This window comes from Vibrio sp. VPAP30 (assembly GCF_001188205.1).
Classification (GTDB): domain Bacteria; phylum Pseudomonadota; class Gammaproteobacteria; order Enterobacterales; family Vibrionaceae; genus Vibrio; species Vibrio bivalvicida.
In genome coordinates, this window is the sequence record NZ_LBLS01000031.1 from 68,671 (window position 1) to 88,652 (window position 19,982).

At 44.1% G+C, this 19,982-nt stretch carries 17 protein-coding genes; 2 read left to right on the plus strand and 15 right to left on the minus strand.

What is annotated here, in order from left to right:
• Positions 1-11: 11 nt before the first annotated feature.
• From ZX61_RS13920 to ZX61_RS13975, 12 genes are all read right to left on the minus strand, one after another.
• On the minus strand, positions 12-1,358 hold the full coding sequence (locus ZX61_RS13920) for an O-antigen ligase family protein (protein ID WP_049845266.1): 1,347 nt from the start codon (positions 1,356-1,358) through the stop codon (positions 12-14).
• A 47-nt stretch (positions 1,359-1,405) separates the two neighbouring features.
• On the minus strand, positions 1,406-2,833 hold the full coding sequence (locus tag ZX61_RS13925) for a lipopolysaccharide biosynthesis protein (RefSeq protein ID WP_049845232.1): 1,428 nt from the start codon (positions 2,831-2,833) through the stop codon (positions 1,406-1,408).
• Between the two features lie 42 nt (positions 2,834-2,875).
• Entirely contained in the window at positions 2,876-4,057 is a 1,182-nt protein-coding gene (locus tag ZX61_RS13930; protein ID WP_049845233.1) for a glycosyltransferase family 4 protein, read from the minus strand.
• Entirely contained in the window at positions 4,050-5,255 is a 1,206-nt protein-coding gene (locus ZX61_RS13935) for a glycosyltransferase family 4 protein (protein ID WP_049845234.1), read from the minus strand. The genes ZX61_RS13930 and ZX61_RS13935 overlap by 8 nt, the downstream gene beginning before the upstream one ends.
• 141 nt (positions 5,256-5,396) lie before the next feature.
• Positions 5,397-6,446: a glycosyltransferase family 4 protein gene (locus tag ZX61_RS13940; protein ID WP_049845235.1), complete on the minus strand. Its 1,050-nt coding sequence runs from the start codon at positions 6,444-6,446 to the stop codon at positions 5,397-5,399.
• A complete protein-coding gene (locus ZX61_RS13945) occupies positions 6,427-7,896 on the minus strand; it encodes a sigma-54-dependent transcriptional regulator (RefSeq protein WP_049845236.1) in 1,470 nt (489 codons plus the stop codon). The genes ZX61_RS13940 and ZX61_RS13945 overlap by 20 nt, the downstream gene beginning before the upstream one ends.
• Before the next feature lie 22 nt (positions 7,897-7,918).
• Positions 7,919-10,231, minus strand: a complete 2,313-nt coding sequence (locus ZX61_RS13950; RefSeq protein WP_049845237.1) for a response regulator — start codon at positions 10,229-10,231, stop codon at positions 7,919-7,921.
• A 12-nt stretch (positions 10,232-10,243) separates the two neighbouring features.
• Positions 10,244-11,044 carry a phosphate/phosphite/phosphonate ABC transporter substrate-binding protein gene (locus ZX61_RS13955; protein WP_049845238.1) on the minus strand — a complete coding sequence of 267 codons (801 nt, stop codon included), beginning with the start codon at positions 11,042-11,044 and terminating at the stop codon, positions 10,244-10,246.
• Between the two features lie 8 nt (positions 11,045-11,052).
• Complete coding sequence (locus ZX61_RS13960) at positions 11,053-11,748, minus strand: chromosome partitioning protein ParA (protein WP_049845239.1); 696 nt, start codon at positions 11,746-11,748, stop codon at positions 11,053-11,055.
• Positions 11,748-13,841 (minus strand): SLBB domain-containing protein, encoded by a 2,094-nt coding sequence (locus ZX61_RS13965; protein ID WP_049845240.1) that lies wholly within the window; start codon positions 13,839-13,841, stop codon positions 11,748-11,750. The genes ZX61_RS13960 and ZX61_RS13965 overlap by 1 nt, the downstream gene beginning before the upstream one ends.
• Complete coding sequence (locus tag ZX61_RS13970; RefSeq protein ID WP_049845241.1) at positions 13,828-14,667, minus strand: OmpA family protein; 840 nt, start codon at positions 14,665-14,667, stop codon at positions 13,828-13,830. The genes ZX61_RS13965 and ZX61_RS13970 overlap by 14 nt, the downstream gene beginning before the upstream one ends.
• Positions 14,668-14,699: 32 nt before the next feature.
• Positions 14,700-15,020 carry an STAS domain-containing protein gene (locus tag ZX61_RS13975; RefSeq protein ID WP_049845242.1) on the minus strand — a complete coding sequence of 107 codons (321 nt, stop codon included), beginning with the start codon at positions 15,018-15,020 and terminating at the stop codon, positions 14,700-14,702.
• A 305-nt stretch (positions 15,021-15,325) separates the two neighbouring features.
• Here ZX61_RS13975 and ZX61_RS13980 point away from each other — a divergent pair, with 305 nt between their 5' ends.
• Positions 15,326-16,177, plus strand: coding sequence for a DNA ligase (locus ZX61_RS13980; protein ID WP_049845243.1), 852 nt, complete (start codon positions 15,326-15,328; stop codon positions 16,175-16,177).
• Positions 16,178-16,219: 42 nt separating this feature from the next.
• Here ZX61_RS13980 and ZX61_RS13985 read toward each other — a convergent pair whose 3' ends face one another.
• Positions 16,220-17,590, minus strand: a complete 1,371-nt coding sequence (locus ZX61_RS13985) for an MATE family efflux transporter (RefSeq protein WP_049845244.1) — start codon at positions 17,588-17,590, stop codon at positions 16,220-16,222.
• A gap of 152 nt (positions 17,591-17,742) precedes the next feature.
• Here ZX61_RS13985 and ZX61_RS13990 point away from each other — a divergent pair, with 152 nt between their 5' ends.
• Positions 17,743-18,351, plus strand: a complete 609-nt coding sequence (locus ZX61_RS13990; protein ID WP_049845245.1) for a riboflavin synthase — start codon at positions 17,743-17,745, stop codon at positions 18,349-18,351.
• 43 nt (positions 18,352-18,394) lie between these two features.
• Here ZX61_RS13990 and ZX61_RS13995 read toward each other — a convergent pair whose 3' ends face one another.
• Both ZX61_RS13995 and ZX61_RS14000 read right to left on the minus strand, forming a co-directional pair.
• Positions 18,395-18,598 (minus strand): CPXCG motif-containing cysteine-rich protein, encoded by a 204-nt coding sequence (locus ZX61_RS13995; RefSeq protein ID WP_049845246.1) that lies wholly within the window; start codon positions 18,596-18,598, stop codon positions 18,395-18,397.
• A 248-nt stretch (positions 18,599-18,846) separates the two neighbouring features.
• Positions 18,847-19,713, minus strand: coding sequence for a fructosamine kinase family protein (locus tag ZX61_RS14000; RefSeq protein ID WP_049845247.1), 867 nt, complete (start codon positions 19,711-19,713; stop codon positions 18,847-18,849).
• Positions 19,714-19,982: the final 269 nt, after the last annotated feature.

A 19,982-nucleotide genomic window follows, 5' to 3' on the forward strand; every position in this document is an offset into this window, starting at 1 on the left:
GATAAGTTTGGTTATTCTTTCGTCTTGTTAAGATTCTCAAATTGAGAACGTTTTTGAGCAATTCGAGAGATGGCAATACATAACGCAGCAAGTATGTAAATTGGCCAGGTAAAGCCTTGAGTCAGGAAGGTACCAGACACAACAGTACCTATTACACCTGCATAGACGGCAAGCGCAGTGGCAGTCAGATACGGAGAGAGAGAGTCCTTTAACTCAGCCAGAATTGAAAGTGTTTGCCTACTGGTTTTAATCAACGAAATGATGATACCGATGAAGACGATCAGACCAAGGAAGCCCATTTCTGCCAGAACACCAAACCATGTACTGTGTACAGCGTGGTTGAGCCCGTCCCAATGAGAGCTGTAGTAGTAGTAATTTGAATAGAAGTTATTAAGACCAACACCACTGAAGGGATTATCCAGTGCCATCTTGAATGCTGCTTCCCACGCATACAGACGACCCATTGCGGATGCATCGATACCTTCTTCTGCAGCGCCACCGGATTGTCGATCTGAAATACCAGCGACCGCAAATAAAACTGCTAAACCAATGACTCCGATGAAAATGAGTAGTGATTTTGAGCGGATGAGTCGCAGACCGAAAATACCAAATACGGCGACTGAGCCTAATAGCCCTCCACGACTTTGAGTCGCGATGACAGCTGCCATTGCGAGAACAAGTCCTACGATTCCTAGAATGCGTGAAAAGCCAATTCCTTTAGTCGTTGCGAAGCTAATGGCGAACGCGAGAGGGAACATCAACACGAGCGACAAATCATTTGGGTCACCAAGAACAGATCCAAGTTGGCGACCTATGGTAACCCGAGTGCCTTCCACCAATCCGATGCCTGCTGACGAATTATATAAAGCAACGACGGCAATGAGCCCGCCAGCCAAAATAATTAGCGTCGCTATTTTTCGAACGGCGTCTTCCGTATTAACTAACCAGGCGATTGCCAGTGTCATGACAATGATTTTCCAGTAGATATTCTTAAAGTAGGTAATGGCGATACCTGGATTTGATGAGAGTACAACGCCAATAACCACTAGCCCCCAAAACAGGGCTAACCACGTCATACTTGGGTGCCAGAATGTTTGTAATTGTCGGCTTACCAATGTATGCCACATGAGCGCAGAAAGAGCGCCCAATGAGAGCAACAGCGGGATCTTGAGCGAGTAAAGAGCTGGAATAGCTTCATGAATGCGAAAGAAAGAAAACAAAACGAATAAGCTAACAAGCCAAAATGTTTGATTGAGTACAAACAGAGCACCTAAGGGAACAAAACATAAGACCAACACAATCGCAGGGTGAGGCACCACGTACCATAGCATTGCTAATCCAAAGCTAAGCAATGCCATGAATAAGATTGGCGCGGCTCTGTTAGCACTAGCTTGGTTCACACTGTTCATAGTGACTTACCAAGGTAGTTATTGACGGTATGAGTTAAGCGCTTTAACGAGACTCCTGAGATCAATTTAAAGCGAATTGCAAAAGCAACGACACCTAAGGGTTGAAGAAGCAACATTAATGCCGAAACTTCTATATTTTGGTGGTAACGGCTGGTTAAAAGAAATAGTGCAGTCAGCGTCAGAAGGGCAATAATGTTGCTCGACGGATAAGCGAGGTAGTGCGCTTGTTGACTAAACCAAATGGTGAGAGCGAAACGGCAAAGCTGCCCAGCAATCAGTCCCCAAAGTATCGCCTCTATACCTGATGCTATGGAAGCGAAGCAAACGATGAAGGCTAAAACTGTTGACATAACGTTGATATATAACAGGTGAGTGGTATTTTTCTTATACAGAATACCGAAGTTCGTCAGCTCAACGAGCTCTTTGAAAAGCATCATAGTAATGGTCATACCTACCAAAGCGACCGCGGGTTGGTAGGATTCGGGTAGGGCGATTGTAATAAAAATCTGGCTTAACCAAGCGACGGTAACCGAAATGATGCTCAGCAATACCACGCCTTGCGTCGTGACGTTGGCGACGTAACCGGCGCCTTTGTTGTCCATTGCCTCAAATCTTTTTGGCATCCACCACATATGGAAAGGTTGAATTAGGATACCGACAGCCAACGCAAACTTAGCTGCGATAGCATACATACCCAAAGTTTCTAAGTTTGTTGCTCCTGCAATCAACCATCTCTCAGCGCCACTTAGTCCGAAAGCAACAACCCCAGATAACATTAACGGTGCCGAGAATCGAATGTATCGTTTCATGCGCTCTTTGTTAGGCAGCATGAGCGGGAAGTTGATATAGATATGAAGAAACAGAAACTGTACGAATGTGCAAATGACGTTAAGCGCGAATATCACCGTTACATCAGGCTTATGTAATAACGCAATGATAAGTAATGACACTTGGGCAATAACAGTGCTGACACAAATCTTAAAAAACAACCCTGCCTGATTGTGCAGCCTAAGCCACGCTAGACTTATCGCTAAAGGAGCTTCATAGCAGAGGACCAACGCCATAAATAGGACTTGTTCATGAGTGATCGAATCCGCTTTGAAAGGCAATAAGTAGTAACCTATGAGCAACAAAGCGCTAAGAGACATAGAGAGAAGAAGTGTTGCGCTGTACAGTTGAGATGCCTTTCTCTTTCTAACTACTTTACTACTGACTGTGCCGATAAAGCGATAAAGGTTTTCATGCATGGCGAGACCGACGATGAGGCTGAAAAACACAGTCGTGACCCCTAGTAGCTCTAAGTGACCGATTTGAGATGGCGATAAATAGTGTGCCATCAAAGGCAATGTGAACAGGGATACACCTTTAATTAAGAACAAGCTGACGGCGTATAGGCTAATGCTTTTAATATGTTCTGTGTTCATAGCGAATCTCCAATCAGTTATCCATTTTTCGGTCAAAAGACCCTAGTCACAAGCACGAATCATTGATGTGACAATGTCACCGTTTATATGCTGCGCAAATCTCTGATAGCGGTATTCAGCTTTGTATTGTTCAGCGACGACTCGGGCGTTTGTGCAGCAACGTTCAAATGCTTGGCTATCGTTCGTTGCGTAAAGCAGAGCATCACACAATGAATCTGCGTTGTTTGGTTGATACTTGATGCAATTTTCATTGTGCGTCAATTGCTGATCCCAGAAGGAGCCGTCTTGTGGGATCACTACGCACATACCGGCGGCTAATGCTTCTAGGATTGAAAGACCGAAGGGTTCGTTACAGCTGGTAGAGGCAAAGATGTTAGACTGGCCTCTGATTTCATCAAGATTGTCAGGATCTTCGTACCATTCTGTGTGTTTTAGTAACACTGGCGCCTTAGACACTGGTAGACAGGTGTCGACGGGGCGAATAAAGCAAACATTAAGCGCGATAGGTTTACAGCGAGCGGCAAGTTTGGAGGCTTCAATAAGCGTATCGAGACCTTTCCACTTTAACAGCGAAGCGGCCCAGAAGCAGATAGGAACACTCTTCTGACATTCTGTAGGCCAACGCTGCGCAGGGATGCCATTAACAAATGACTGATAGCTTGAGGGTTTTAAATAGCTTTCAGCTAAGGCCGAGGTATCTTCAATCTTTGTTGCGTGTTGAAGATAGGCTTCAAGAGCAACCTTTAGACTTTTGCGAGTAGATGGCAAATAGAAAACTGCATCGGCTATTGTCAGGCAGTAGCCGATAGAGCGTGATAGCCCCACATTACCGTGGATAAATTGGGTGATTTCAATGTTTAAGAAGGCTTTAAGCAAGTACATTGGCATGTCGATTCCAGGACCGGAAGCGCCTACTATTTTGGCTATACCGCGTTCCATCACCATGGTTTTGAGCATAATGAGTAAAAGGTAGAGTTGGTTTAACCAGTAGAAGGCACCGTTATGCTTTTTCATCAGCCAAGAAACCGCAGAAACTTTGCGTAAAGTGACATTGTGTTTGGCATAGAACTCTGTCGCTTTCCAGAACTCTGGATCGACGGTCAGCACAATAAATTCATTGCTGGTGACTCGGCAAACATTAAGCGCGTCACTGGTCGCAATCTTAGAACCGCCTTTGAACGTGATAGGGTCAAAAATCAATGTTTTGTTCTTGTTGCTAGCCATGCTGACCTCCTAGTGAAAGGCGATTCGCTACGTAGGTCTTAATTGGTGAAAAAGTGCTGAAGATAGAACGCTCTGAGACAAACGGCTGTTCAAGTAAGTCACGATAAACATTGATGATTTTTCGGCAACTGACAGAGAGATCATAGTGCTTAGTGATATGCTCGTAGCCCGCTAGCCCTAGTTTGCTGCAAAGCTGCGGATTGTTGACCAGAATACGCATAGATTTTGCGATAGGACCAACCCCATGATTTGGGTAGAGTACGCCGGTCTTACCATGTGAGATAAACTCAGGGATTCCTCCTTCGAACGGCGCGATAACAGGGATTTTGGCGAGAGCTGCTTCTGCTACAGCAAGACCAAATGCTTCGCTTCGAGCACCACTGATGAAAGCATCACATCCTTTTAACCATCCAACGACATTGGTTTGCTCTCCCACGAAATGAATGCGCTCAGCAAGGTGTAGATATTCAGCTTGATGGTGGAGCTTATCCATCATCGAACCATCCCCAATGACGACAAGGCTCACGTTTGGGTACTCTAGAACGACATGGCGCATTGCCGTCATGATTCGATCGACGCCTTTGCGGTGGATCAGGGATCCGACCGTAGCGAATATGAAATCTTGACCTGGAATGTTAAGTTCTTGGCGTACATCAACTTTTTCTTGAGCGCTAAGCGCAGCGGTATCAATACCATTGTGAATTATTGAGACTTTCTCCGTTGGGTATCCGTCTCGCACAATAGATTGTGCAACATAGTTGCTTACAGAGATAATATGCGGGGATAGGTGCAACCCGAGAGTAAGTCGGTCTCTTGCAGGATAAGGGCAGTGCAGTTGAGTCACCAAAGGGACTTTTTTCAGACGCGCAGCCGCTAACATCCATTGGCATGGAGCGCCGCTGTTGATGTGAACGAGGTCAATTTCCTCTCGTTCGATTAATTCTTGTCCATAGTCAATGAGACCGAGCCAGCTTGATACATTGTACTTAGGCGCTTTCCAACCGAGCAACAGTGGGAAACTGTCGAGTTCGTTTGGAACATTAAACAGTTCTAGTTGTTTTGAAAGCTCACGATTGTTTGTCCACACGAATGCTTCGTAGCTGCGATTACGCATGTACTTAATTAGATCAAGTAGACATTTCTCACTGCCTCGAATCCAATCGTCACCATAATGTACAAATAGAATCTTCTTTTTCATGGCTGACCCCTTACGTAACTTTCTCATAAAACGGATTAATAGGTTTATTGAGTTAGATAACGCAAATGGAGTGCCAATTAGAGGGGGTTTTTAAGTTGTTGTTTTGTTAGGGTTTTATGACTTTCTTGAATTTGAGGAAGATTATTTCTCAATTTGACAATCAGATTGAGTGCTATGAAAGTATAGTTCGAGTATCTGGGGAATGACCGCTGATTGAGAGAAGCTCTGCTCTATGGTTTCGACTGCCTGTTGTTTTAATTGGGCTGTTTGTTTTTCATCTTGGGAAAGGAAATTGGTTAAAACCAAGCCTAACTCATCCATGCTATTGACCAAATAACCGTTTGTCTGATGATTAATTAAACTAGGCATGTTGCCGACCTTGAGAGAGAAGACGGGTATGCTGCGTGCCATGGCCTCTAACGCTGTCATAGGTAAGCCTTCATACCGAGAGCAAATGACCAAAACACCAACATTTGGCCAAATGGCATTCATGTTGTTCTGGTGGCCGTGAAAACGAACATTATCGGTCGCAAGTTGTTTGAGTTCATCTTCGAGAACGCCTGAACCATAGATATCGAACTTAAGTAGGCTATTCGCGTTTGCAAGTTCGATAAATCTGTCTGGTCCTTTTTCGTGGCTGAGTCGACCGACAAAAGCAATTTGCGTTCCTTTTGAATGCTGAGTTTCCCTTGTATCAATGAAGTTATTAAAACAAACCGTTCTAGAAACAAGTTTTTCAGCAATTTTGTCACTAACAGCAATCGAGTGATTTGAAACAAACGAAGTGAAGCGGTCAATAAAGTCATACAACCATACCTTGCCCGAAGGAGTCTCGCCCGCATGGTAGGTTGAAATCTGTCTTACACCCGTTAACAAACGAATCAGCTTAGTTGTAATACTCGCCTTGTATCCATGAGCGTGTAAAAGGGCAGGTCTATGCATGCGAACGAGATGAAGCAGTGTTTTGAAATAGCTATTGCCATCACCGTCTAAATGCTTAGTAGGAATTTGGTTGGCTTCAAGCTTTTCTACAAGTAGTTGTCTTTGAGGGTATGTGCAAAGAAATAGTACCGTCACTGGAACTTGAAACTGCTTGAGCCCTTTAGCAAGCTCAAGCACATGAGTTTCAATACCACCAAAAGTTAAGCTATCAATAACCAGCCAAACTTCATCAGACGAGTTGCTGCTCATCTTCTGCTTCCCAAGCTTGTTTCTTGCGATAGACGGTTGAAGGGCTAAGCTCCAATAGTACCGCTGCATTTAGAACATTGCCGTCGCAATAATCGATGGCTTGCTGAATAGCTTCCCGCTCGATTTGCCACATTGGTCGGATAGTGACAGATTTATCTGCTTGCGAATTGGCTGAGATTGGTTGAATAGGATTGCCTTCCAACGCTTCCTCACTGGCTGGAGGGGGAGGCGGCGTTACAGCGGGCGCGGGTTTAGGTGAAATGCTAGATTTCAATTTGCGACTCGTTGTGACCTGATCCGGTAAATGTTCTAGACGTAGATGGCTGTCGTCATTAAGTACCACAATGTTGCGTACAATGTTTTGCAATTGGCGGACGTTACCGGGCCAAGTGTAACGCTTCAATGTTGATTCCGCATCACGATGAATAGCGTTGAACTTTTTCCCATCTTCTTTGGCATAAAGTTTAAGGAAGTGCGTTGCTAAAGTAAGGATGTCATTGCCGCGCTCTCTAAGAGGCGGCATATCAAGAGGAACAACATGTACACGATAATAAAGGTCTTCTCTAAATCGTCCTTGTTCAACTTCAACTAGAGGATCTCGGTTAGTTGCACAGATGATACGAGTGTCGACCTTCATTTCTTTGTTTGCCCCTAGTGGGGTGAAAGTACCAGTTTGTAGGAACCTCAAGAGCTTTTTCTGCATCTCCAATTCCATCTCACACAATTCATCTAGAAAAAGAGTACCGCCATTCGCCATGGATGCTGCGCCTTTTCTGTCTGCGGTCGCGCCGGTAAATGCGCCTTTGACATGACCAAATATTTCACTTTCCATCAGATCTTTTGGAATGGCGCCGCAGTTGATTGCAACAAATGGCTTGTCTTTGCGCTTGCTCTCTTTGTGAATAGCTTCAGCGCATACTTCTTTACCCGTACCGCTCTCACCAACAATAAACACGCTAGCTGTAGTGGGTGCGACTGAATCAATGATTTTATAAACCCCTTGCATGGGTAAACTAGACCCAATAAAACCATGAAAACGGTTTCTGTCGAACTTAGTTTCAATGTCTTCAACTAGGTGCTCGAGTTTCGCTTGTTGAAGATGGAGAGCAATTGACGTTTTTAGGCGATCGGCATTAATGGGTTTTTCAAGAAAGTCTTTAGCACTTTTCTGAACAAGGTTTACAGCGAGATCGACAGAGCCATGTGCGGTAGCAATAACAACAGAAGTGGGTATTTGATTGTCATTGATCCAATCGAGAATCTGTTCACCATCCATGTCAGGTAACTTGAGATCGAGAATAACCAGTTGAGGAACATTTCTTTCTATAAAGGAGATAGCTTCTTTACCTGTCTCGACATGAAACAAGTCGTAGGGCTCATCTTTTACATACTGCTTATACAAAATGGCAAGCGAAGTCGAGTCTTCAATAAGTAGTACTTTTGGTTTCATTATGATGTCCTATTTTAAGCCTTTATTGTTGTGTTGGTTCGGTGAACCCTTGTTGTTTTCGCTCTTCCAGTGCCTGTAATGATTGTTGGGCAAGTAGTTCTAGTTCCTGCTTAAGTGAAAAGGCTTGTTCCTGCTGACCGTCCAAACACATGTGTTCGATTTTTCTTGCGAGATTAGACAATGTGCGATTACCCAGAGCGAGTGAAGAACTGCCCAATGTGTGGGCTTCAAACTCTAACGTCTCTTTGTCTTTGTCATCCATGGCCTGATAAATCTTCGCCAGACGCTGCTCAGATTCTTCAACGTAGTGGTCGATTAGCAAAGGGATAACTTCCGCGCTCGTATCTTCGATCATTTGCTGTAAAATTTGTTCGTCTACCAGTTCCAAACCCGCCGTTTCCTTACGCTGATTATTTAAGTTCTGTTGTGTCTTTTTATATGTGTTATATTGCTCATTCAATCGTGATGGTTCTTTTCTTTGAGCTTCATCTTCAACACCATCGTTATTTAAGAATAGATTAATTTTTTCAATTAGTTGTGACAACCTAAGAGGTTTTGACAAGTAATCGTCCATACCTGATGCAAGAAACTTCTCTTTATCACCGGCGAGGGAGTGAGCCGTCAGTGCAATAATAGGTAAGTTAGCGGTATGCTCGTCTTCAAGATGTCGAATGGCTTGGCAAGCTTCCATACCGTCCATTTCTGGCATAGAAATGTCCATAAATATCAGGTCATATTGGTACTCTTGCATCATTGATACGGCGTGTTTACCATTTTCAGCAATATCGATTGAGAGACCAACGCGCTTAAACATTTCGCGAATAACGAGCTGGTTGGCTTTGTTGTCTTCGGCGACAAGGATTCGGGCATCAGGTCGCAGCAACTCTTGTCGCTTTAGCTCTGAGGTCGGGGACGAAATTAAGTCATCGGCAATAGCAAGGGTAATGTCAAATGTGAAGGTACTACCGATCTCTTGTTCACTTTCTACGCTGACATCCCCTTCCATTAAGTTACAAAGGCGACGACAAATCGCGAGGCCAAGTCCAGAGCCTTCTTTGCTCCTAGAATAGGTTTGGTCGACCATAGTGAATTCATCAAAAAGGTACTCAACGGCGCTTTTACCTATACCGATACCTGTATCCTGAATTTGGCAGATTACCTTCGCCTTGTTTTGATCTTGAATCTCAGCACGTACCTTAATAGTGACGCTACCTTCATGGGTAAACTTTATTGCATTACCAATCAGGTTGAGCAAAATCTGCTTAACACGATTTTGGTCACCGCATACTTTGCTTGGCACAGTGCCTTCTATGTAACAGTGCAGGATTAAGTTCTGACTCGCTGCAACAGGCGAGAAAGAGTCGACAACACTTTCAACACAATGACGAAAATCGAAGGGTTTATCCTCTAAAATTAAGGTATTGGAGTCCATTCGAGTGAAGTCTAGGATGTCATTGATAACCGATAATAAAAAGTGCCCCGATTCCGTAGCAGTATTGACTAGTTTTTGCTGCTCAGCGGTTAGCTTGGTTTCCTCAAGGATATTTAGAATACCAAGTACACCATTCATTGGCGTACGTATCTCATGAGACATTGAAGCTAGGAAGCGGCTTTTTGAATCGTTGGCTTGTTCGGCGCCTTCTCGAGCTTCGGTGAGCACCTGGTAGTCTTTTTCTAGCTTGGCAGACATTTCATCGAACGCTTTGGTTACTTCACCCAGCTCATCTTGAGAGTGATGGTTGAGTTGAAAGCCTGGCCCATGTTTGCCAACCGTATTGGCCGCTGCAGTTAAACGAGTAAGATTTCGGGTGAGATACGTTCCAAGGATAAAGGAGAAAACAGCAACTAATACGACCTCGATGGTGGCAATACTGATGATGGCTTTTTGGGCGTCATCAAGCATTGCTTTTATCGGGTGGGTCTCGAACCCAATATCCACATAGCCGTATATGGTACCACTGTTCTCGATAGGGGTACGAAGGTCGAAGATACCATCACTAACACCGCTTAAAGAACTATCGCTAGACATCGATCGTTGGAGAAGTTGTTTGTCTCCGGCACACGCCATCTCTTTACCATCACGAAGTACGCGCACATAAGCCACATCTTCCAGCGTCATGAATTCTTGGACTAGGTCTTCGAGCGTTGCGATATCGGTTGATAGAACCGCATCTTTAGCTGCGTGGGTGAACATGACAGCGCTTGAGTTCGCGCGTTGAATAAGCTGCTTCTCATTTGAATCAGAGAGAAAACTCATGGCACTGATAACCAAAATAACCAACACAGTTATTTCAATGAGTGCAATACCCAATATTGTCTTCGAGCGCAGTGTCATAATCGCCTCCGGTTACTCCAGTATTGTAATGTTAAGTGCTCTTACGTCATCCCAATCGGAATCATTAGCCGTTGCAAAACCTTTAATGTTAAGTGATTGCAGCTGTTGTCCACCTTCAGGGGTATCTTGAAGTGAGATCAATGCTTTCTGAATGGCCACAGCCTGCTCTTTAGACAATCTAGGGTGGTAAGCGATAGCGTGAGGTGTATAAGGTTTCGTCGTCCAAATGGGTTCAAGCTGAGATTTGACCACATCAGGCAAGGAATTGAATGTTCTTATCACGCCGCCACCCGCTGGGTAGAAACCTTTCGCGATGGATAAATAAACCGAATCGTGAGAAGAAACATAGTCTGATTCGAACTCTACATTGGCGCTTTTTAGATCACTTTGGGTTAATACAGTTGCGGCGAATGCAGCTGGTGAAGGAAAGGCGAGCGTTTGACCCTGCAAGTCTTTCAGTGATTCATAGCCATTTGATTTTCTCGCTACGATTATGCCTTTAATTCTTTTATCTTTTGCCTTAGCGATCGCTTTATAACCAGGCACTTGGCTAAAGACGGTATAGTGGTAAGGGTTCATATAGGCGAAATCATATTTACCCTCAGATAGCCTCTTCTCGAACTCTGGAATGTTTGGGGCAGTGCTAAATGTAATCTTGTAGCCTGTCTGCGCACTCAGAGTGTCTACTATAGGCCCCCATTGTTTAGCGAGACGACTTGCTGATTGCTGCGGGACAACACCAAATGTCAGCGTCTCTGCTAAGGTAGGCAAAGAGAATAATAGGGTAGATAGAGCAAGTATGGTTGTTCTCATAGCAACTCCTATGCTGACTGAGCCAGAAATTCGTTGGTAAGGATTTTGTTTGCCCACTTATCTCGCCAAGTTTTGGGGATGAATTTGAGTCGATTCATTTCACGTACGATTTCTTGAGCAAGCGTCGCTTGGTGCTTTAGATTTAATACTGAGCCCAGGAGTGAAATAGAGGGGCTATTGATAAGTTGCATTGCTTTTTCTAGTTGCCCCGAAGACGTTTTACCCCCCATAACCACTAAAGCCGTCTGATCACAGGCATTAGCAACAACTTGAGCGGGGATATTTCCTCTATTGATATGAAGTAGAGGAGACGTATCGCAAATTACACGGTCATATTGAGTCAGCCATTGAGCAACAGAGTGTTGTAGCTGAGCTGGATCTTTAAAAGCTAAAAGGGCTGCTTGGTTGTTTGGCACGGTGAGCCCAGTAAACAACTGATGAGTTGAAGCGTGCTCAACAAGTAAACCAAGGCTGTTATCGTTACTTGGCGTGATGTCTATACACTCAAAGGAAGGATGGAAGGTGTTGAGATCAACGACTAATGTTCTGTGGCCGGCAAGTAGATACCGTTCTGCAAGCGCTGCAACTATAGATGTGACACCGTCACCTGATTGACATGCTGTGATACACAGTGAGCGACTACCACTTATCTCAGCAGCAAGATAGATCTGTTCTATTTCTGTATGCGTTGCTGGAATAATCATTACAGTGCTCCTATTAGAACGATAGTTGTCGTTAAGCGCAGAATGTCTTCAAGACCAACACGTGCTTTTTCTAGGAAGCTTTCGTTGCGATCAGGTACGTAAATGGTATCACCAGCACGTAGCACGGGAAGCTTGTAAATATTCGCCGTTTTACTGAAATCAATAAGGTCAAATGTTCGTGCCTGTCCCTGACAACAAGACATATTCACAATCGAAATTTTCTCAAGAAATGCGCGTTCTGATGGGCCACCGGCTTCAGCGAGTAAATCGAGTACGGTCATGTTGTCATCAAATACATAGCGACCAGGGCTGTTTACCGCGCCCAACACACGCACTGTGGACTCTTTCGAGCGATCCAGCCAGATTTTGTCTTTTTCAGGAATGTAAATAGTGTCGCCCATTGTGACATTTGGCAGTAGGCTTTCATCGCCGGTTTCAAAGTAGAGCGAAAGGTTAAGCTTACTTACTTTTGAATAGGTTTTGTCACGATGGGTGATACGGATATTGTGTATGTCGGCATCTTTAGTTGGACCATCTGCCGCAGATAAGATATCTAGGAAGTGCATATCTTTGGTAAAGCGGTAGCGACCCGGTGCGTTAACCTGACCAAATACATAGATAGACGCGTCTGAACTTTGGCGTACCCATTGAGACTTGTTGTCTGATGGATCTTGTGGCAGATCGTGAACTCGAACAATTGTCCCCGCTGTTATGGTTGGTAGTTGGCCGTTAGGAGCACCATTTAGTATGAACTCATCTAGGTTAAAGATGTGTAGCTTGTTACCTGTTGTCACTACTTCAATTTTTGAGGTGTCAGCTCGCAGAGTTGGGCCACCAACATGAGAGAGTAGATCCATAAGGTCCATTTCATCAGACCATTCTATACGTCCGGGACGGACTACCTCGCCAATAACGCTGACCGCGCGGCTGGGTGCAATTTTCAGCCAAGACTTTTCATTCATATCTGTTTTTTCGGGTACGAAAATAGCATCACCGGGGCCGATTGCTGGTGGGCTTTTGCGCGTTAGGCCCTCGGTGAAAGCGGTTAAGTCGAATTTGATCACTTGTCCGCCTGCTTTGATAACACGGATCTGGCGTGATTCCGCATAGCGAGTCGGGCCACCGGCATTGGCAAGAATATCCATAAAAGAAGCGTTCTTTTTGCCTTCATAAGCGCCCGGATGAGCAACTTCGCCCATGATATAAACCACATTCGCCCCTGCTTTTATCTCTTCTTCTTGTTTAGGAACGAAGATAGTTGTACCAGGAGTCAGCGTGGGCAATAGCGACACATCACCGCTATCAAGGTACGTTTTGAGGTTGAAGAGTTTAGGTGTGTTATCTGAAATCACTCGTATTTGCTCAACGGAGGCATAGCGAGTAACGCCACCTGCACGCATGATGACGTCAACAAGGTCGGTGTTTGCTTTGAAACTAAATGAACCCGGTGCGTTAACTTCACCAAATACTTTAATCGCAGTTCGACCATCAGCACTGTCACCGGCATTGGCGAGTTTGTTAGCGTCAAACTCCTGCTCAATATTACCCACAAGCGGTGACGCAGGAATAAAAATCGTATCGAGCGATTCTAGCTCTGGAAGCAGGCTTTCATCACCCGTGTCTAGAAAGGTTTTATAGTTAAACTTAATCTTGTCTTTGCCGCGTTTGATGAAAAGGTTATTCAATTGGGCACCTGCACGAAGACCGCCTGCAGCATGGATGGCCATCTGAATGTCGGAAGTTTTCGACAAAGTATATTCGCCAGGAGAATTCACATAGCCTTGAACAGAGAGCAAAATCTGCTGCTCAGCAATATAAACAGAAGCAGAAGAAAGGTCTCGGTATACCTTTTCCAACGAATCTTTCACCGCTTTTTCTAGTTGAGGCTCGCTATAACCAGCGACGTATAGTGCACCCACTTCAGGTAAAGTAATGCGGCCGCGCTTATCGACTTGAAAGCCTTTGTTGAGCGAAGATTCTCCCGGCAGGTTTACTTGAATCAGATCACCAATTTGTACACGTACTTCATTTGCTTGAGCATAAGAGAGCAGTGAGGTTAATAGGAATATGGTAATTAAATTAGTCCATTTCATTGTAGCCTCCTTGCAAACGCTGTTCAGCTTGCTCTTGCGTATCAACCACTTCGATACTTACGCGGCGGTTGGTCAGTCTTACACCTTCAGACTCCCCGTCATAGAGAGGAAGCGTGTCACCAACGGATTGGGTTTCAACTCGTGTTGGGCCAAGCCCAAAAATGATCAGGTAACGCTTCACCTGTTTCGCTCGACCCATTGCAAGCTTTTGGTTGGATTGGGCATCACCGACAGAATCAGCATGACCGGTCACCTTAAGGTTGAGGTTTTGGTTGTCATTTATAATGCTTGCAGCACGTGCCAAGTGTCCCATGTACTTAGGGTTGACTTCGATTGAGTTGAAGGCAAATTGGTTGTCTACGTTAAGCAGGTTATACAGTTTATCGATTACGGCTAAACGTTGTTGGAATGCGTTCTCATCCATTGGCGGAACACATCTGGCTTGCGAAGTCACATAGTCTAGTTGAAGCTCAAGTTCATTCAGGCGTTTACGCTGAATGACGATGTCATTTGCTGCATCCAACAGCAGATCTCCCTCAAGCTCTCGCGCTATACGATTCTGCTTTTCAAGCGCTTGTACTACAGCTGCGGGGAAGCACCAACGAGCGCCTTCTCTGATTAAAGAATCTAAGTGAAGTTTTGTCAGTTGCCAGTCAAAGCGTAATCCGTGTTCTGGGCCTAGTGGTTCATCTGGCATTACTGGGGTGAAATTCGATTGGATATAATCTTCACCCAATCCTCCACGCCCTTCTTCTGGGTAACTAGAGCACCCAACAACAGATGCTATAGATGCAGCTAGGGCTATGTGCTTGATTAAAAAGTTCATGCCAACGTCCTTTGTTAGTGTTTTTATAGTTTTTAGTGAGTTTGAGAGTTAACAGGTATTGCCTGGTTAATCCTCAACAGATTCATGATCTCAAGAGGCTGACCTGAAACGTTCTCAATGCGCATGTTGCGCTGACGTTCGACAAGGCGTTTGTATAGGTAAACGATTGCTCCAACACCAGAAGAATCTAGAAACTGCACCTGACTAAAGTCGATTTCAATTTCACGCGAAGAATCTTCCGATAGTATTTCATCAATGTGTGGCTGAGCGTGGCGGCTACCGTCTGCATCTAGATTGCCGTTGATTACCCAAGTTATGATGGTGTCGTTAGTTTCAATTTTGCGAAGTTCCATAATGTTATCTCCTCGGTTTGTTGATATGTATAGAGCAGATTGTGTGCCAAATGCTAAGGCCTTATTTATCAATGATATATATTTGTTGGAGGGCAGTTTCTCAAATTGAGAAAAGAGTTATCTCAAAATGACAATCAGAAAAAGTAGCGGGGGAGTAGTGGCAACTCGATCGCTTTTTGTATGCAATAACGTGTTGCGTAACTAAGCCGACAGCTAGAGGTGGCTCGAATACGCTTTCCATTTACCTTGCCCATTCAGATGCACATGAGTCATTGTTCTGTAATTGTTAGGTATGGATATAGATTATGGATATCAGACTATCTACGGTTGCGTTCAGCGTCATGTCTGCATTGGTAGCACTAACCCAAGTTCAAAGCGTCGAAGCCGAGTCACTGCCCGTAGCGCTCGCCGTATCATACAACTCAGGTATAGATACTTCAGAGTATTGGAAAAGTGAAAAGCTTGATGGCATCAGAGCAATTTGGGACGGAAACCAACTTATGACCAGAAACGGAAAGCAGATCGTGGCTCCTGGTTGGTTTACAGATGGGTTACCAGAGTATTCACTAGAAGGTGAGTTATGGGCGGGGCGTGGGAACTTTCATATAGTTCAGCAAACGGTTTTAGACAGAACACCAAATGATACGGCATGGAAGAAAATTAAATTTATGCTGTTTGATGTTCCTCATTCTGCGGGTGACTACAAAAAGCGCTACTTCAACCTTGTGCATTTTGTAAATACGCTTGAAAGCGACCATATTAAATACATTGAACACACTCCAATTGAAGACGAACAGGAGTTGCTTGGCTATTTGGATACAGTTGATGGATCTAAAGGCGAAGGTTTGATGCTGCGAAAAATCTCCAGCCGCTACCAAGCGGGACGCAGTAGCGACTTACTAAAACTGAAAAAGCACCAAGATGCAGAAGCTATCGTCATTGGGTACAAGGTAGGGAATGGTAAATACAAAGGCCAAATGGGGGCACTGCTAGTCCAGCTAAAGTCTGGCAAGCAGTTTTATATTGGTAGTGGGTTCAGTGATGAAATAAGGCTGGATCCACCCGCAGTGGGTTCAAAGATTACATTCCGCTATAACGGCTATACAAATAATGGTGTGCCAAAGTTTGCTCGTTACGTCAGAGATAGAGTGGAATGACTGGATGAAATAAAGGCCCAAAAACGGGCCTGTTGATAAAGGCTATTTTGCCGCGAGTGTTAACTGAGCATCGTCACTGAGTCGGTGCATCCACCTTAATCGGACGCCAAGCATTATAGCTGCAGAAGTAAGACCGATAATAAAGCCCACCCAGAATCCATGTGCACCCATTGGCTCCACAATCCAATCCGTCATGGCAAGAATGTAGCCAAGTGGTAACCCTAAAATCCAATATGCTATGAAAGTGCGATTGAAGATCGCGGCCATATCTTTATATCCGCGCAACGCACCCGCAGCAACAACTTGAACAGCATCTGTTACTTGATAAACCGCCGCTAATAGCAACAACTGAAGTGCCAACTCAATTACCGCTTTGTTGTCAGTATAGAGTAATGCGACTTGTTCTCTAAACAGTACGGTGAGTAGTGCTGTGAATAAGGACAATGACACTGCGACAATAAGACCGACATGAGAGGCGATAGTCGCACCTTCTACATTTGCTTCGCCGAGACGGTGGCCAACGCGGATACTTGTGGCGGCACCAACACTCATCGGTAGCATAAACACCAATGAGGAAAAGTTGATAGCGACTTGGTGTGCAGCAACGACAAGTGGACCTAAAGGAGCAACAAGTAATGCTACGACAGCAAACAGTGTAACTTCAAAGAACATGGCTGCAGCAACGGGAAAGCCTAGCTTAAACAGACGTACTAAGGCTTTTGGATTAGGTTTATGGAAACAATCAAACACCTTTACTTTTGCAAGGCGCTCGGATGTCATCACGTAGAACAACAGCATGGCAAACATAATCCAATACACAATAGCGGTAGCCACTCCACAGCCAACACCACCTAATGCCGGAGCGCCAAATTTGCCGTAAACAAAGATCCAGTTAAGTGGAATATTGAGCAGTAAACCAACGAACCCAATGACCATAGCGGGTTTTGTTAGTGACATCCCGTCGGTCAAGCTACGTAACGCCTGAAACAACAGGAAAGCGGGAACAGCGAAGATGACAGCATGCATATAGCCAATAGTCTTCTCGCTCATTAAGGGTTCAACATCCATTAATCCAAGAATAGGTTTGGTTTGTAACAGAACAAGTCCAATTGGCACTGAGATAATAATTGCCATGGCAATTCCCTGCTGAATTTCAAATGGCACTTTGTGTTGCCTTCCAGAACCATTGAGCTGAGCGACAACAGGCACCAAAGCCATCAGTAGACCAACACCAAATAAAATGGAAGGTAACCAGATACTCGCTGCAATCGACACCGCAGCCATATCCGTTGCACTGACCCCGCCCGCCATAACGGTATCAACAAAGCTCATCCCGGTCTGGGCTACCGAGGCGATGAGAACGGGGGTCGCTAATCTGATTAATGTATTTGCTTCTGTTTTATAGCGATGCAATGGAAACTCCAATACTAGAAGATGTTCTAACTACAAGTTATTCGAACGAAAGCCATGCGTGATTGAAAGTAGTGAACATAAGAGAAAATGATTGTGCGTGATGATAAAGAAATGTCACACTAAGCACCATGAAAAACTCGTGGAAATAATTAATGTTCACAGGAATAGTTCAGGGCATGGCGGAAGTCATTGCAATAGAAAAGAAAGAAAAGTTTCAGACTCATACGATTCAATTGTCAAAAGAAATGGCCGAAGGTTTAAAGATTGGTGCGTCGGTAGCACACAATGGCTGTTGTCTGACCGTAACAAATATTGATGGCAGCTCAGTTGACTTTGATCTTATGCATGCAACGCTGTCGTTGACGAATCTGGGTGAACTGAATGAGGGTGACTTAGTCAATATTGAACGAGCCGCTAAGTTTGGCGATGAGATTGGTGGGCATTCTATGTCGGGTCACATCTCGTTAGTCGGTGAGGTGGTCGAGGTGATTAATACACCAAACAATCGTACTATCTGGTTTTGCGTTCCGGCAGATATGATTAAGTATGTATTAGCAAAAGGTTATATTGGTCTAGATGGTTGTTCACTAACTATCGGCGAAGTAGAAGAGAACCGTTTTTCTGTCCATCTCATTCCAGAAACCTTAGAACGTACTTTGTTTGGACAAAGAAAGGTTGGAGATAAGATCAATGTTGAGTTTGATCCTCAAACTCAAGCGATTGTGGACACGGTTGAGAGAGTGCTTGCGAACCGAATGTGAGACCCACCCAGCAGTGGTGTAAAAAAAGCGCCCAAGGCGCTTTTTAAAAAATTTGTTCGTCATCGGCATCAACGAGGAGTTCTATTTTATCCAACTGCTCGTCAACCGTCATGTTTAAGTGAATCGCGTGGCAGCATGCTGGGCAGTCATCATAAAAGTTCTGGCTGCCGTTTGAAGCATCTAATGTGATACCAATCGAATGTCCGCAGTGAGGGCATGAAACCATCTTTTCTGTATATTTTTGCATATCTTTTTCCTTACAACCTGTCGAAAAACCAATGCCTAACTGCCTCCTGTTAACACTAAGGAGAGCCCCTGTCGACACTATAATCTTAAGCTGAGAAGTTCATGTTCGGTATGAATTAAGTACAAAATTTGACTTAGGTAAGGAAAACAAAAATTCGTTGCCCCTTACTTCACTATTGATAGTAAAAATAATTGACAACGAAGATGGTAAGTTAGTGTAACTGATTGTAAATATTAAATTATTTTTAGTTAGTATGAAAGAATCTGCTTTATAAGTCTTTGTGATTGTTCTAAATAGTGACCGCCAAACTGGTTATAATGATTGAGGACGTGATAAAGGTTATAGATGTCTTTTCGCTCACTATAGCCAAAGTCGAGAGGGGCGATACTTTCATAACCTTGATAAAACTCTGGTTGGAAGCCTTCGAACAATTCGGTCATCGCAATATCACATTCACGATCACCCCAGTAGCACGCGGGGTCGTAACAAATTGGTCCGAATACCGAATTCGCAACGTTACCGTGCCATAGGTCGCCGTGAAGTAAAGCGGGCTTAGGGTGGTGATTAACTAATCTGTCATGGACAAGTTGGGTAAATTCATTGATATCGACAAGATCAATACCTTTCTCCCTCAATAATTGAAGTTGCCAGCCTATTCGTTGCTCTGAAAAAAACCTTGCCCACTTGCGACTCCACTTGTTTGGCTGAAGCGTTGAGCCAATATAATTATCTTGATCAAATCCATATTCTTTTTGATCTCCCCATTGATGCAAACGAGCGAGCTGTTGTCCAAAAGCGTAACTGTTTTTACTATCATCCAAAGGCTTGGTTGGAAGGTAGTTGAGGATAATGAAAGAGTGGTCTTTGGATTTACCCGTTAAGATGAGTTCTGGTACGTATACAGTGTTACTCTCGCGTAAAATACGGATGTTTTCTGCCTCGATATCGAATTTAGGTAGAAAATCGCGCTTGTTAAGTTTTACAAAGTAACGTTGCTCACCATCTGACACCATGTAGCAATCACTAATATCACCACCATGCACTTTTTCTTTTTCAATAATGTCATAAGAAAACATTAAGGTTTCGGAAAGTTGTTTAGAAATGGCCTGCCACATATCTCGTCCTAGTATTAATTGCCTTGCTACTAGTGTAGAAGAAGCTTTGAATGAATACTGATTCATAGTGCAAAAAATTCAACCATTTAGACAGATTGCTTCCTCACAACGCAAAAGTGTGAACTTGCTCCACCTAGTCGCTAAAACACCAATTTGCTACTCAAGTGAATCACGGTTTTGGACTCAATTTAGCTTCCTATAAATCGATCCTATGCTAGCTTTATTAAAGGTGATTGCTGAATTTGTGCAGGAAGTCAGCAACCTATTCG

What these genes read in the sequence shown, in the direction of transcription:
- ZX61_RS13965 (WP_049845240.1), bottom strand. Translation starts at nt 13,841, where the DNA reads ATGAAATGGACTAATTTAATTACCATATTCCTATTAACCTCACTGCTC.
- ZX61_RS13980 (WP_049845243.1), top strand. Translation starts at nt 15,326, where the DNA reads ATGGATATCAGACTATCTACGGTTGCGTTCAGCGTCATGTCTGCATTG.
- ZX61_RS13945 (WP_049845236.1), bottom strand. Translation starts at nt 7,896, where the DNA reads ATGAAACCAAAAGTACTACTTATTGAAGACTCGACTTCGCTTGCCATT.
- ZX61_RS13935 (WP_049845234.1), bottom strand. Translation starts at nt 5,255, where the DNA reads ATGAAAAAGAAGATTCTATTTGTACATTATGGTGACGATTGGATTCGA.
- ZX61_RS13930 (WP_049845233.1), bottom strand. Translation starts at nt 4,057, where the DNA reads ATGGCTAGCAACAAGAACAAAACATTGATTTTTGACCCTATCACGTTC.
- ZX61_RS13970 (WP_049845241.1), bottom strand. Translation starts at nt 14,667, where the DNA reads ATGAACTTTTTAATCAAGCACATAGCCCTAGCTGCATCTATAGCATCT.
- ZX61_RS13960 (WP_049845239.1), bottom strand. Translation starts at nt 11,748, where the DNA reads ATGATTATTCCAGCAACGCATACAGAAATAGAACAGATCTATCTTGCT.
- ZX61_RS13950 (WP_049845237.1), bottom strand. Translation starts at nt 10,231, where the DNA reads ATGACACTGCGCTCGAAGACAATATTGGGTATTGCACTCATTGAAATA.
- ZX61_RS13940 (WP_049845235.1), bottom strand. Translation starts at nt 6,446, where the DNA reads ATGAGCAGCAACTCGTCTGATGAAGTTTGGCTGGTTATTGATAGCTTA.
- ZX61_RS13975 (WP_049845242.1), bottom strand. Translation starts at nt 15,020, where the DNA reads ATGGAACTTCGCAAAATTGAAACTAACGACACCATCATAACTTGGGTA.
- ZX61_RS13955 (WP_049845238.1), bottom strand. Translation starts at nt 11,044, where the DNA reads ATGAGAACAACCATACTTGCTCTATCTACCCTATTATTCTCTTTGCCT.
- ZX61_RS13920 (WP_049845266.1), bottom strand. Translation starts at nt 1,358, where the DNA reads ATGGCATTGCTTAGCTTTGGATTAGCAATGCTATGGTACGTGGTGCCT.
- ZX61_RS13925 (WP_049845232.1), bottom strand. Translation starts at nt 2,833, where the DNA reads ATGAACACAGAACATATTAAAAGCATTAGCCTATACGCCGTCAGCTTG.
- ZX61_RS13995 (WP_049845246.1), bottom strand. Translation starts at nt 18,598, where the DNA reads ATGCAAAAATATACAGAAAAGATGGTTTCATGCCCTCACTGCGGACAT.
- ZX61_RS14000 (WP_049845247.1), bottom strand. Translation starts at nt 19,713, where the DNA reads ATGTGGCAGGCCATTTCTAAACAACTTTCCGAAACCTTAATGTTTTCT.
- ZX61_RS13990 (WP_049845245.1), top strand. Translation starts at nt 17,743, where the DNA reads ATGTTCACAGGAATAGTTCAGGGCATGGCGGAAGTCATTGCAATAGAA.